Origin of the sequence: Rhizobium sp. BK312, from assembly GCF_014193605.1 — a bacterium.
Classification (GTDB): domain Bacteria; phylum Pseudomonadota; class Alphaproteobacteria; order Rhizobiales; family Rhizobiaceae; genus Rhizobium.
In genome coordinates this window covers 242855-255929 of the sequence record NZ_JACHZP010000002.1, presented here as the reverse complement: position 1 = coordinate 255929, position 13075 = coordinate 242855, and the positions used below count along the sequence as shown (strand labels likewise).

General features: G+C 61.1%; 11 protein-coding genes and 1 riboswitch. Of the genes, 8 read left to right on the top strand and 3 right to left on the bottom strand.

All coding sequences use genetic code 11. From position 1 onward, the window contains the following. Positions 1-57 precede the first annotated feature (57 nt). From csgH to FHT85_RS05895, 3 genes are all read right to left on the bottom strand, one after another. Entirely contained in the window at positions 58-456 is a 399-nt protein-coding gene (gene csgH, locus FHT85_RS05905; RefSeq protein ID WP_112335926.1) for a curli-like amyloid fiber formation chaperone CsgH, read from the bottom strand. Between the two features lie 69 nt (positions 457-525). Continuing rightward, positions 526-963 carry a curlin gene (locus tag FHT85_RS05900; RefSeq protein WP_112410305.1) on the bottom strand — a complete coding sequence of 146 codons (438 nt, stop codon included), beginning with the start codon at positions 961-963 and terminating at the stop codon, positions 526-528. Positions 964-1225: 262 nt separating this feature from the next. Beyond that, entirely contained in the window at positions 1226-1984 is a 759-nt protein-coding gene (locus tag FHT85_RS05895; RefSeq protein WP_210290316.1) for an SDR family NAD(P)-dependent oxidoreductase, read from the bottom strand. 104 nt (positions 1985-2088) lie between these two features. Here FHT85_RS05895 and FHT85_RS05890 point away from each other — a divergent pair, with 104 nt between their 5' ends. From FHT85_RS05890 to atzF, 8 genes are all read left to right on the top strand, one after another. Then, positions 2089-2988 carry a LysR substrate-binding domain-containing protein gene (locus FHT85_RS05890; protein WP_112410303.1) on the top strand — a complete coding sequence of 300 codons (900 nt, stop codon included), beginning with the start codon at positions 2089-2091 and terminating at the stop codon, positions 2986-2988. A gap of 160 nt (positions 2989-3148) precedes the next feature. After that, positions 3149-3262, top strand: a riboswitch (guanidine-I (ykkC/yxkD leader). A 74-nt stretch (positions 3263-3336) separates the two neighbouring features. After that, complete coding sequence (locus FHT85_RS05885) at positions 3337-4410, top strand: putative urea ABC transporter substrate-binding protein (RefSeq protein WP_112410302.1); 1074 nt, start codon at positions 3337-3339, stop codon at positions 4408-4410. A 53-nt stretch (positions 4411-4463) separates the two neighbouring features. After that, entirely contained in the window at positions 4464-5282 is an 819-nt protein-coding gene (locus tag FHT85_RS05880) for an ABC transporter permease (protein WP_112410301.1), read from the top strand. Next, entirely contained in the window at positions 5279-6100 is an 822-nt protein-coding gene (locus tag FHT85_RS05875; RefSeq protein ID WP_112410300.1) for an ABC transporter ATP-binding protein, read from the top strand. The genes FHT85_RS05880 and FHT85_RS05875 overlap by 4 nt, the downstream gene beginning before the upstream one ends. Positions 6101-6102: 2 nt before the next feature. Beyond that, entirely contained in the window at positions 6103-6921 is an 819-nt protein-coding gene (locus FHT85_RS05870; protein ID WP_112410299.1) for an urea amidolyase associated protein UAAP1, read from the top strand. A gap of 15 nt (positions 6922-6936) precedes the next feature. Further along, positions 6937-7587 carry an urea amidolyase associated protein UAAP2 gene (locus tag FHT85_RS05865; protein ID WP_112410298.1) on the top strand — a complete coding sequence of 217 codons (651 nt, stop codon included), beginning with the start codon at positions 6937-6939 and terminating at the stop codon, positions 7585-7587. Position 7588: 1 nt separating this feature from the next. Further along, a complete protein-coding gene (uca, locus tag FHT85_RS05860; RefSeq protein WP_112410297.1) occupies positions 7589-11125 on the top strand; it encodes an urea carboxylase in 3537 nt (1178 codons plus the stop codon). Continuing rightward, positions 11125-12936: an allophanate hydrolase gene (gene atzF, locus FHT85_RS05855; protein WP_112410296.1), complete on the top strand. Its 1812-nt coding sequence runs from the start codon at positions 11125-11127 to the stop codon at positions 12934-12936. Before uca ends, atzF begins: the two co-directional genes overlap by 1 nt. The last annotated feature ends 139 nt before the right edge of the window (positions 12937-13075 follow it).

Below are 13075 nucleotides of genomic sequence, written 5' to 3'. Positions count from 1 at the left end.
AAAAGGGCGCCGGAAGTCGGCGCCCTTTTAGGGAATTTGCGGGGTCTTGTAGGCCGATCAGTCGCCGCCGCTCTGCTTTATGCAGCTGAAACTCTTGTTTCCGATCACGACATCCAGCGTCGCCTTGTATTCCGTTCCTTTGGAGTCGAGCGAAACGGAGCTGAGGATTGCTGCCTGTCCCGCCTTGGCGTCGAAATCGCCACTTTGGTTGATCGCGGAACTTCCACCGTTTCCGGCTTTTTCGACATGGAAAGTGTAGGTCCCGCCGACATGCTTGTCGGCGTGGACGAGCGCATCCAGTCTCACCATACCTGCTCCGGGCGTTGCCTTGATTTCGCAAAGCCGCGCCCCATCGGATTGATTGGCCGCAGTCATGGCCGCTACCGCGCCGACGGGAAGCAGGACCAGCGCTAGAATCGCCATCAGGTGGCGCGGATATTTGACGTTATTTGCCATGGGTCATCCTCCTAACGGCCTGCTGTTGGTATCCTGGTGTCTTTGTCGTTGCGCAGTTGTGTCCGTGCCTTAAGGGCATGCCTGGACGAAGGCCGCGACATTGCCGTTACCGCCTTGGCTGACATTGGCGCTGCAACCATGACCGACCTGTACGCCGGCCGCGATGTTGCCATTGCCGTCCTGGGTAAGGATGGTTGTATGGTTGGAGCCGAACTGACCGATGCCGGCTACGTTGCGGTCGCCGTTCTGATAGGTGGCGCCATAGTTGTCATGGCCTTCCTGGCCGACCGCCGAAAGATTGTGACGACCATATTGATGGCCGATGATCCGGTTATAACCACCGTTCTGATAGGTTCTGATCCGGTTTCCGTATCCTTCCTGAGCACCGCCTGCGGAGTTCGACCAGCCATATTGTTCGATACGCACATCATTGGCCATGGCGGGGGCTGCGGCGGTGATGCCAACGAGAGCGGCGAGTGCGGTTGCAATGATAGACGTGCGGATCATGACTATGTCTCCTGAGGCGGATAGGACCGCGGTTGAACGTCTCTCTTCTAGAACCTGTCCTTGGAACGGAAGCTGAAGGCACCATTCAGACAACATTCATTCGCAGAGATCCGCACCCGCGCCGTCGAGGAGCGAGCGCCCCATGCTATGGCGACGCCGCTCCAACGCTCGCATTCGGGCACGTAAAACCTCTTCAATAAGCCGGAGGCAAATCAGGCACCGTTGCGATGCCTGATCTGGTCGTTCTCTTTGCGATCGTGCCTTAGATCTGGGCGTGACCGCCGTCGACGAAGAGTTCGATGCCGTTTATGAAGGAAGCGTCGTCGGAGGCCAGGAATAGGACGGCCTTGGCGATCTCTTCCGGTTGCCCGACGCGGCCGGCAGGGATGAGGCTCGCGAGGTAATTCTTCGTGTTCTCGGCGCTCTCGCCATTGCCGAAGAGTTCGTTGAGGCCGGCTGTCTCCGTCACGCCAGGACTAATTGCATTGACGCGAATATGGCGATCCTTGAGATCGAGGATCCAGTTGCGGGCGAAGTTGCGCACGGCGGCCTTGGTTGCAGAGTAGACGCTGAAGGCGGGTGTGCCGGAAATGCTCGTCGTCGACGAGGTGAGGACAATCGAACCGCCGTCGCGCAGGAGCGGCAACGCCTTCTGCACGGTGAAGAGTGTGCCCTTCACGTTGGTGTCGAATGTCTTCTGATAGTGTTCTTCGGTAATCGCGCCGAGAGGCACCATCTCGCCGCCGCCGGCATTCGCAAAAACCACATCGATGTGCGAATGCTCCTGCTGAACAGCATCATACAGGCGGTCGATATCGACAAGCTTGCTCATATCGGCCTGCACACCTTTGACACGGCCGCCGATCTGCCGAATGGCAGCATCGAGCGCTTCCCTGCGCCGGCCCGTGATGAAGACCGCAGCTCCTTCCTGGGAGAAAGCTTTTGCGGTGGCAAGGCCAATGCCGCTCGTGCCGCCGGTTACAATCACGACCTTGTTTTCGAATTTCCTGCTCACTGTCATGCTCCTTTGTTGCGGCTGGTTGCCGTTGAGAAGAACATGCCAGCAGAACGATGCTGCAAATAGCAGGCAAATTTGATACTCATCGTTCCAAATGGAGAACGATGATGCGATCTGACCTCAACGATCTATTCTACTTCGCCGAGGTCGTCGCCCACGGCGGGTTCGCCGCCGCGGGACGAGCTCTGCGCGAGCCGAAGTCGAAGCTGAGCCGGAGAGTTGCGGGGCTGGAGGAGCAGCTCGGGGTGCGACTGATTGAAAGATCGAGCCGCCGCTTTCGGGTGACCGATATCGGCCAATCCTTCTATGAGCGCTGCAAGGCGATGCTGGCGGAAGCCGAGCGCGCCGAAGCCCTGGTGGCCGAAGCTCAATCGGAGCCACACGGCCTGATCCGTATGAGCTGTCCGACAGGATTGGTCGAACCGATCTCCGCTCTTGTGATGCAATTCCTGACACGGCATCCGAAGGTGCGCCTGCAACTCGTCGCGATCGATCGCCCGGTCAACCTCATCGAGGAACGGATCGATGTCGCGCTCCGGGTCCGAACATCGCTCGATGGCGATGCGTCGCTGACCATGAGGTCGCTCGGAAATTCGGTCCGGATTCTCGTTGCAAACCCACAGGTCGCCGCCCGCATCCACAGCCTCAATGACCTGTCGACCCAACCGACGCTTTCGACGACGGATGACCAGAGTGAGGTCAATTGGTTTCTCGAGACGGAGCAGGGCCAGACGCACGTGTTCCGCCATGAACCGAGAATGGGCTGCGCCGACTTTACTGCCGTGAGGGCAGCCGCTCTTGCAGGGCTGGGCGTCGCATTGTTGCCCGATCACACTTGCCGACAAGCGCTCGATCAGGGCGAACTCGTGCGCGTATTGCCAACCTGGCGCGGAGTGAAGGGATTGGTCCATATTGTGTTCACGACGCGCCGCGGTCTCCCGCCAGCGGTCCGCAGTTTCATCGATAGCCTCGCCGCCGGTTTTCCCAAGGATGCACTGGTGCGCTAAGGCAATTCTTAGCCTTGTGCCAAGTCGAGACGCACCCTTAAATTTGCACACTGTTTGTGCAAATTTTTCTATTGCTTAATTTTCCACCAGAATCGTGACGCCCTCTTGGCAACAAAATCAATAGGTTACGATCTGGCACACCGCTTGCTTCGTATTTTGCTGAGTTGGTGGCTAGGGTTCCGGCGCTCCGTTGAGAGCGTGGCTGGTCCGAGAGCCACCACCGGCTGGGGGAGAAATCCCACCGGATGCACGGCGGGATAAAAGCCCGGGAGACCTCGTAAGCCAAGGGATTGGCGGCGCGATGGTCTTTGCCGATCCCTTTTTGACAAAAGCAAAAGGGGAATTTCAATGCAGACTTTTTCGAAAATCCTTTCCGTTACAGCCCTGTCCGTTTCGCTGGCCCTCGGGCTCGGTTCCGCCGCCAGTGCTGCGCCGAAGACCAGCTTCAAGGTCGCCTGGTCGATCTATGTCGGCTGGATGCCTTGGGGCTATGCGAGCGACCACGGCATCGTCAAGAAATGGGCCGACAAATACGGCATCAATATCGAGGTCACGCAGTTCAACGACTATGTCGAGTCGATGAACCAGTATACGGCCGGCGCCTTCGACGCGGTGACGCTGACCAACATGGACGGCCTGTCGATTCCCGCTGCCGGCGGCGTCGACACGACGGCCGTCATCGTCGGCGACTTCTCGAACGGCAATGACGCCGTCATCCTCAAGGACAAGACGAGCCTTTCCGACATCAAGGGCCAGAACGTCAACCTCGTCGAATATTCCGTTTCGCACTATCTGCTTGCCCGCGCCCTCGACAGCGTCAAGCTCAGCGAACGCGACGTGAAGGTGGTCAACACCTCGGATGCCGATATGGTCGCAGCCTATAAGACGCCTGACGTCTCGGCCGTTGTCACCTGGAACCCGCTGGTTTCGACCATTCTCGAGGATCCGACGGCCAAGAAAGTCTTCGACAGTTCGCAGGTCCCGGGCGAGATCATCGACCTGATGGTCGCCAACAGCAATGTGCTCAAGGACAACCCGAATTTCGGTAAGGCACTCACCGGTATCTGGTATGAAACGGCCGCGCTTACGAAGGCCGACACGCCGGAGGGTAAGACCGCCCGCGAGGCCATGGGTAAGGCATCGGGCACCGACCTCAAGGGTTTCGAGGCGCAGCTCGCCGCAACCCGGCTTTTCGACAAGCCCGCAGATGCGCTTTCCTTCACCACCTCGCCGAACCTGCCGAAGACCATGGATCTGGTGCGCAACTTCCTCTTCCAGAAGGGGCTTCTGGGCAATGGCGCGCCTTCCGCCGATGTCATCGGCATCGAAATGCCCAACGGCAAGGTCCTCGGCGACGGCAACAACGTCAAGCTTCGCTTCACCGAAGCCTACATGAAGTCGGCCACCGACGGGTCGCTCTGAGCTTCCTTGAACGGCGGCGCGCCAGCGCCGCCAGCCTTTCCGCGGAGCCTTTCATGCGCTGGATTAATACCAAGCCAAGTCCCGGTGCGCAGCTTGCCTTGACGCTTTTGCCGTTTGCGCTGCTCATCATTGCCTATGCGATCGGCTCTGCCTCAAGACTTGCCGAAAACGCCAATGACAAGCTGCTTCCGAATTTCGCCGGCTTTGCCGACGCCATCAACCGCATGGCCTTCATCGCCGATCCGCGCACGGGAGATTACCTTCTGTGGTCCGATACCGGGGCAAGCCTCGTCCGGCTGCTCTCCAGCCTTGGCATCTCCACGGCGATCGCGCTTTGCCTGGGCATGCTGATCGGCATGCTGCCCTATTTGAGAGCGCTTCTTTCGCCTTTCGTCGCCGTCATTTCCATGGTCCCGCCGCTGGCATTGCTGCCCATCCTCTTCATCGTCATGGGCCTTGGGGAAACCTCCAAAATCGCCCTGATCGTCATCGGCGTCGCACCGACGATGGTCCGGGATCTGGCCCTGAAGGCGCTGGAACTGCCGCGCGAACAGATCGTCAAGGCCGAGACGCTTGGCGGCTCATCCTGGCAGATCGCCCTTCGTGTCGTGCTGCCGCAGATCCTGCCGCGGCTTATCACCTGCCTCAGGCTGCAGCTCGGCCCGGCCTGGCTGTTCCTGATCGCCGCCGAAGCGATCTCGTCCGATTCCGGCCTCGGCTACCGCATCTTCCTCGTTCGCCGCTACCTCTCGATGGACGTGATCTTTCCCTATGTTGTCTGGATCACGCTGCTTGCCGTGCTCATGAACTACCTGCTCGATCGCATCCGCATCGCCGTCTTCCCCTGGTCCGAACTGGAGAAGCAGGCATGAGCGGACTCAAAATCGAAAAGGTCTGGAAGGAATATGGCGATCAGATCGTGCTTGAGGATGTCTCGCTGACGGTCGACTCGCGTGCATTCGTCGCGCTCGTCGGGCCCTCCGGCTGCGGCAAGTCCACCTTCCTGCGCATGCTTTTGGGGCAAGAGCAGCCGACGCGCGGCACGATCTTGCTTGATGGCGCGGCCCTGCCTGCGGAACCCGGCGCCGATCGCGGCGTGGTCTTCCAGCGCTATTCGGTCTTTCCGCATCTGACAGCACTCGGCAACGTGCTTCTCGGCAAGGAGCTCGCCGCCTCGCGCTACAAGGCTAGGTTGTTCGGCTCGGCACGCCGGAACGCCATAGAGGAGGCACGCCAGCTTCTTGCGGAAGTCGGCCTTGCCGGCGCGGAGAACAAGTATCCGGCCCAGCTTTCGGGCGGCATGCAGCAGCGTCTGGCGCTTGCCCAGGCGCTCATCATGCGGCCGAAAGTGCTGCTGCTCGACGAACCCTTCGGTGCGCTCGATCCGGGCATCCGCGCCGAAATCCATACGCTGATGAAGCGCCTCTGGCACGAGACGCAGATGACAGTGGTCATGGTGACCCATGACATGCGCGAGGCCTTCACGCTTGCGACCCGCGTCGTCGCCTTCGAGCGCCGCCGCGACCGGCCGGAGGAGAAGGAGCGCTACGGCGCGACCATTACCAAGGACATTTCCATCTGGCCGCCGCGCATCGCCGGCACAGCCTCGATCTTTGGCCCCGACCGGGACGGCCCGGTCTCTTCCCTGGGGCGCCGCCGGGACGACCTGGCACCATCGGGAGACATTTAGCCATGCAGCACGTCAGACGTTCACCGGAAGAAATCGCCGCCAATCGCGCGCGGTATGAAGACCATCAACGCAAGGGGCTGGAATTCGCGCCGAAGGCGTTGCCGGCGCCAAGCCCGCTTCCCGCCCCGCCCATCGACCCCGCCCTTATCCTCTACCGGGAGACTGTCCCCGGCGGCTGGTACTGGTCGACACGTGTCAAGACGGGTGAGACGCTGCGCATCGCGCAGGAGCATGCCTTTTCCACCGTATCGCTGATCGCCTGGAACGCCGCGGATCCGAGCGAGCGGCTGAACCTTGTCGACACGGTCAAGGTGCAATGGACGACGGCGCTGTCGAAGGGCCGCGTGATCTTTTCCGACATGGGGCGTGTCATGTTCTCGGTGACGGAAGATTCGTCCGGCGCCCATGATTGCCTGATGGGAGGCTCCACCGCCGCCTCCAACGAGGCAAAATATGGCCAAGGCTTGCGCAACAGCCGCGATAACTTCGTCCTGCTCGCAACGAAATCAGGCTTGGATCGGCGCGATATTCCCGCCGCCTTCACGCTTTTCGCGCCCGTCCGGGTCGATGCGGACGGCAAGTTCGTGTGGAAGCCGGAACTACTGCACGATGGCGACTATATCCATCTTCGCGCCGAAATGGACATGATCGTCGGCTTTTCCAACTGCCCTCACCCGCTCGATCCAAACCCGCATTACGCGCCGAAACCGGTGACCGTGACCCGCATTGCCGCTCAGCCTATCGCTGAAGACGATCTGTGTCGCACGGCCACCGCCGAAGCGGTGCGCGGCTTTGAAAACAACGCCTTCGCCAATCTTTGAGCCGGGAGAACGATCATGAGCGATTTCATTCAGACCGCGCCATCCCGCACGCTCGACAACGCGGTGCAGGATCATTTCATCGCTGCCGAGGCGCCGTTTTCGACGATCGTGCGCAAGGGCCAGACGCTGCGCATCGAGGATAGCTACGGCCAACAAGCGATCGACACGCTATTCTACAATGCCGGGGATTATTCCGAGCGCTACTCCAACCAGGACACGATGCGCGAACAGGGCGCCGCCTATATCACCACAGGCACCCGGATCATCTCCAACGAGGGGCGCGTCATGCTGACGATGACCGCCGACAGCTGCGGCCGTCATGACACATCGGCAGGCGCCTGCTCCTGCGAGAGCAACACGGTGCGTTTCGGCCACGGCACGAAATATCTTCACGCCTGCCGAGACAATTTCGTGCTGGAAGTCTCCAAGCACGGCATGGGCAAGCGCGACGTCGTGCCCAACATCAATTTCTTCATGAACGTGCCGATCGAACCGTCAGGTGAGATGACGATCGTCGACGGCATCTCCGCGCCTGGCGACTATGTCGAGCTCAAGGCCGAAATGGACGTGCTCCTCGTCATCTCCAATTGCCCGCAGATCAACAATCCCTGCAACGGCTTCGACCCGACGCCGATCCGTGTCCTCGTATGGGACGGTGAGGCCTGAGATGTTCAAGAAAATATTGATCGCCAATCGCGGCGAGATCGCCGTCCGGATCATCGGGACGCTGCGGCGCATGGGCATTGCCTCCGTCGCCGTCTATTCCGACGCAGACCGTTTCTCAAAGGCACCCCTGATGGCCGACGAAACCGTCAGGCTCGGCCCGGCGCCGGCCTTGGAAAGCTATCTCAATATCGACGCCGTCATTGCCGCCTGCAAGGCAACCGGCGCCGAGGCGGTGCATCCCGGCTATGGCTTCTTGTCGGAAAACATCGGCTTTGCCGAACGGCTGGCAAAGGAAGGCATCGTCTTCATCGGGCCGACGCCGGACAATATCGCCGCCTTCGGGCTCAAGCACACGGCGCGCGAATTGGCGCGCACAAGCGGGGTGCCGCTGCTTCCGGGTAGCGACCTCGTCGAAACCAGCGAAGCGGCGCTCGCTGCCGCGGCGGAGATTGGCTATCCGGTTATGCTGAAGTCTACGGCCGGCGGCGGCGGCATCGGCATGCAGCTCTGCGAGGACGCTGCCAGCCTGAAGGCCGCCTTCGACAGCGTGCAACGCACGGCAAAAGCAAGCTTTGGCGATGCCCGTGTCTATCTGGAGCGCTTTGTCTCACGGGCGCGGCATGTCGAGGTACAGATCTTCGGCGACGGCAAAGGCGGTGTGATCGCGCTTGGCGAGCGCGATTGCTCGTTGCAGCGCCGGAATCAGAAGGTGATCGAAGAGACGCCCGCGCCCGATCTTTCGCCTTCGGTGCGCAAAAGTCTCCATGCAGCGGCGGTGGCACTCGGCACCTCCGCCCACTATCAGTCCGCCGGCACGGTCGAATTCATTTACGACCCCGCACGCGAGGAATTCTACTTCCTCGAGGTCAATACGAGGCTTCAGGTCGAACATCCGGTCACCGAGGCCGTTTATGGCATTGATCTCGTCGAGTGGATGATCCGCCAGGCGGCCGGCGAAGAGGTGATCACAGGCAACGATCGACTTGTTCCGAAGGGTGCGGCGATCGAGGCGCGCATCTATGCCGAGATGCCGCATGCGGGCTTCAGGCCAAGCGCCGGCCTTTTGACCGAAGTTACTTTTCCGGAGGGCACGCGCGTCGACGGCTGGATCGAGACGGGTACGGAGGTCACTCCCTATTACGATCCCATGCTTGCCAAGGTGATCGTCGCGGCCGAAGACCGGCCGGCCGCGATCGAGAAACTCAAAACCGCACTTTCGCAAAGCTCCATCTCCGGCATCGAGACCAACCTCGACTATCTGAAGGCAATTGCCGGATCGGAACTGCTCGCCAGCGGCAAGGTGGCAACGACGGCGCTGAAGGATTTTCCCTTCGTGCCCGACGTGATCGAGGTGGTGGCGCCCGGCGCGCAATCGAGCATTCAGGAGCTTCCGGGCAGGCTGGGGCTCTGGCATGTCGGCGTGCCACCGAGCGGGCCGATGGACGAGCGCTCGTTCCGCCAGGCCAACAGGCTGGTCGGCAATGCCGATGAGACCGCGGCTCTGGAGCTGACCGTCTCGGGCCCGATGCTCAAGATCTTCTCCAACGTCACGATCGCGCTTGCGGGCGCCCATATGCCGATGAGCCTCGATGGCGTTCCATTACCGCATGGTGAGGCCGTCATCGCAAAAGCAGGGCAGACGCTTGCCATCGGCGCCATAGAAGGCCCGGGCCAGCGCTCCTATCTCGCTGTCTCGGGCGGTTTCGCCGCGCCGCTCATGCTCGGCTCCAGGGCAACCTTCGGCCTCGGCCGATTCGGAGGCCATGCGACCGGTACACTCCAGACCGGCCATGTGCTGCGACTGGCACGAACACGGCAGCCCGAGGCCAAGCCTGCGGACATGCCGGCAGCCCTCACGCGCACCTGGGAGGTCGGCGTTGTCTATGGACCACACGGCGCGCCGGACTTCTTTCTGCACGAAGACATCGAGACGCTGTTTTCGACCGACTATGAAGTGCATTTCAACAGTGCCCGCACCGGCGTGCGCCTGATCGGCCCTGCCCCCAAATGGGCACGTAGCGACGGCGGTGAGGCTGGTCTTCACCCCTCCAATCTTCATGACAATGCCTATGCGATCGGCGCGATCGACTTCACTGGCGACATGCCAATCATTCTTGGTCCCGATGGACCGAGCCTTGGCGGCTTCGTCTGCCCGGCCGTCATTGCGCGCGACGAGCAATGGAAGATGGGCCAGTTCAAGCCGGGCGACAAAATCCGTTTTCACCCGGTGCGGCGCAGTCAGGACGCTATCGTCGGTCCGACAGTTCGCCGTGCACCCGAGGAGACCGGATCGGCGATCGTCGGCCAAAGCCAGGATGGGCCAGTGCCTGTCGTCTATCGCCGGCAGGGTGATGACAACCTGCTTATCGAATACGGGCCGATGACACTTGATATCGCCCTGCGTTTGCGCGTGCATCTGCTGATGCAGGCAGTCGTCGAGGCACGCCTGCCTGGGATCATCGACCTGACGCCCGGCATCCGTTCGCTGCAGATCCATTATGACGGTACGACGCTGACGCGGAAACGCCTCGTTGGCCTTTTGACCGAGATCGAAGCAAAACTGCCGCCGGCGCAAGAGGTCAAAGTCCCAAGTCGGATCGTGCATCTGCCGCTTTCTTGGAACGATCCGCAGGCCGAGCTTGCTATGCGTAAGTATCAGGAGCTCGTGCGCCCGAATGCGCCATGGTGCCCTTCCAACATCGAGTTCATCCGCCGCATCAACGGCCTGCCCGACGAGCAGGCGGTGCGCGATATCGTCTTCGATGCCAGCTACCTCGTGCTCGGTCTTGGCGATGTCTATCTCGGTGCACCGGTCGCCACACCGATCGATCCACGCCATCGGCTGGTGACGACGAAATACAATCCGGCGCGCACATGGACACCGGAAAACGCCGTCGGCATCGGCGGTGCCTATATGTGCATCTATGGCATGGAGGGACCGGGCGGCTATCAGCTCTTCGGCCGCACGATCCAGGTCTGGAACAGCTGGCGGCAAACGCCGGTCTTTGCCAAGGACAAGCCATGGCTTCTCAACTTCTTCGACCAGATTCGCTTCTTCCCCGTCACGCATGAGGAACTGAACGAGGCGCGTGCGGCCTTCCCTCACGGCGGCTATCCGATCAGGATCGAGGAGACGGAATTCTCCTACGCTGCCTATGAGGCGGACCTCGCACGCGAGGCTGCGGCGATCGGTGCTTTCAAATCCAGGCAGCAGGCAGCCTTCGAGGCGGAACGGCAACGCTGGAAGGAGCTGGGGCTCGACAGCTTTTCCGTTGACGAAGGAGCGAGCCCTGCCCTGGCCGGAGATATACCGGAAGGTTGCTTCGGCATCGAAAGCGCGGTGCCCGGCAATGTTTGGAAGATACTTGTCGAGGAAGGCCAGCCGGTCGCAGCCGGCGATACTTTGGCCATCATCGAGTCGATGAAAATGGAAATCAACGTCACCGCCCACGCTGCGGGACGCGTCCGCGATCTGCGCGCAGCACCTGGGCGCAACGTCAAGGCCGGCGACGTGCTTGTCATTCTGGAGGAAATCTGATGCTGCCTACTATTCTCGACCTAACCTCGTTGAAAGAGGCTTATGGAGCAGGTCTATCGCCGCTCGATCTCGTGGAGGAGATTATCGCCCGATGCGGGGCGTCAGATGATCCGGCAATCTTCATCACGCCGACATCTCCTGAAGCCTTGCGAGTTGCGGCGACGGAATTGCTGACGACGGCACCCGAGCCAAATAGCCTGCCGCTCTGGGGCATACCTTTTGCAGTCAAGGACAATATCGATGTCGCAGGTCTGCCGACAACGGCCGCCTGCCCGGCCTTTGCCTATCATCCTCAAGCGGATGCGACAGTGGTTGCGCGTCTGCGGGCTGCCGGCGCCATCGTCATCGGCAAGACCAATCTCGACCAGTTCGCAACCGGCCTCAACGGCACGCGCTCGCCCCATGGTGCGCCCCGCTCAGTTTTCGATCGCGCCTATGTTTCCGGCGGCTCCAGTTCCGGTTCCGCCGTTGCCGTGGCGGCAGGTCTTGCCAGTTTCTCTCTCGGCACCGATACGGCAGGCTCCGGCCGGGTGCCGGCCGCCTTCAACAATCTCGTCGGCATCAAGCCGACGCCGGGGCTTGCTCCCAATGTTGGCGTCGTACCGGCTTGCCGCAGCGTCGATGTCGTCACGGTGTTCGCCGCGACGGTTGGTGACGGGGTCGCCATTCGCCGGATCATGGAAGGCTACGACGCCCGTGATCCGTTCTCGCGAGAAGCGGCTCCAGCGAGCCTACCGTCGGCGCGCCCGCGCGTTGGCGTACTGGATGGGGCCGAGCGCGAATTTTATGGCAACAGGCATGTCGAGGCCCTCTACGATGCCGCCATCGACAGGGCGAGATCGCTCGGGGCAGAGATCGTCCCGTTCGACTATGCGCCTTTCCGGCAGGCTGCCGAACTGCTCTACAACGGCCCCTGGGTTGCAGAGCGCCTCGCGGCGGTAAAGGACTTCCTCGCAAGCAATGCCGGCGATTTCGATCCGACGGTCAGAACCATCATCGAGGGCGCGAAAGGCTACGACGCGGTCGCCGCCTTCGAGGGCAAGTACAGGCTGGAAGCATTGCGGCAAAAGACGAAGGCGGAATGGGAGAAGGTCGATTTCCTGATGCTGCCGACATCCCCCACGACCTATACGGTCGAGGAAATGCAGGCCGATCCGATCGTCAGAAACAGCCATTTCGGCCGTTATACCAATTTCGCCAACCTGCTTGATTGCGCGGCGATCGCCATACCCGCAGGCTTCGATGCCGACGGCCATCTGCCGGCCGGTGTGATGCTCGTCGGGCCGGCCTTTACCGACGATGCTTTGGCGCCTTTCGCCGATGCCATGCATCGAGCGGTAAATAGCGGAATGGGTCGGGATCGCATGGCGGCACTGCCGGACAGAAGCCGCGTAACACCCGAAACCGCTGACGTCGTTCCGATCGTCGTTGTCGGCGCGCATCTGACCGGTATGCCGCTCAACCACGAGCTCACCGGAAAAGGCGGATACAGAATGATGACGGGTCGAACGGACGGCAGTTACCGACTTTTCGCCCTGCCGGGGACGATACCACCCAAGCCGGGTTTGGTGCGCGATCCGAACTTTGCCGGCAACGGTATCGAAATCGAGGTATGGGCGTTACCGCCGGCCGCATTTGCCCACTTCGTCCAGAATATTCCCGCCCCGCTGGGGATCGGCAAGATCCGGCTTGAGGACGGCAGCCATGTTTCCGGATTCCTCTGTGAAGCCCATGCCACAGCCGGTGCCAAGGATATCACCGGGTTTGGCGGCTGGCGAAATTTCATTCGCGCCGCGAATGCCACGGCTTAAAGGATACGAGATGAGAAAGATTCTCCTGCAGGCATTGCAAATCGTCCTTCATGGCCTGATCGCGAGAACCCAGGCAATTGGCAGCCATGAGCTGCCTCGCTCGCAGCAAAGCAGCCTCGGAGACCAATAAAATATTTTG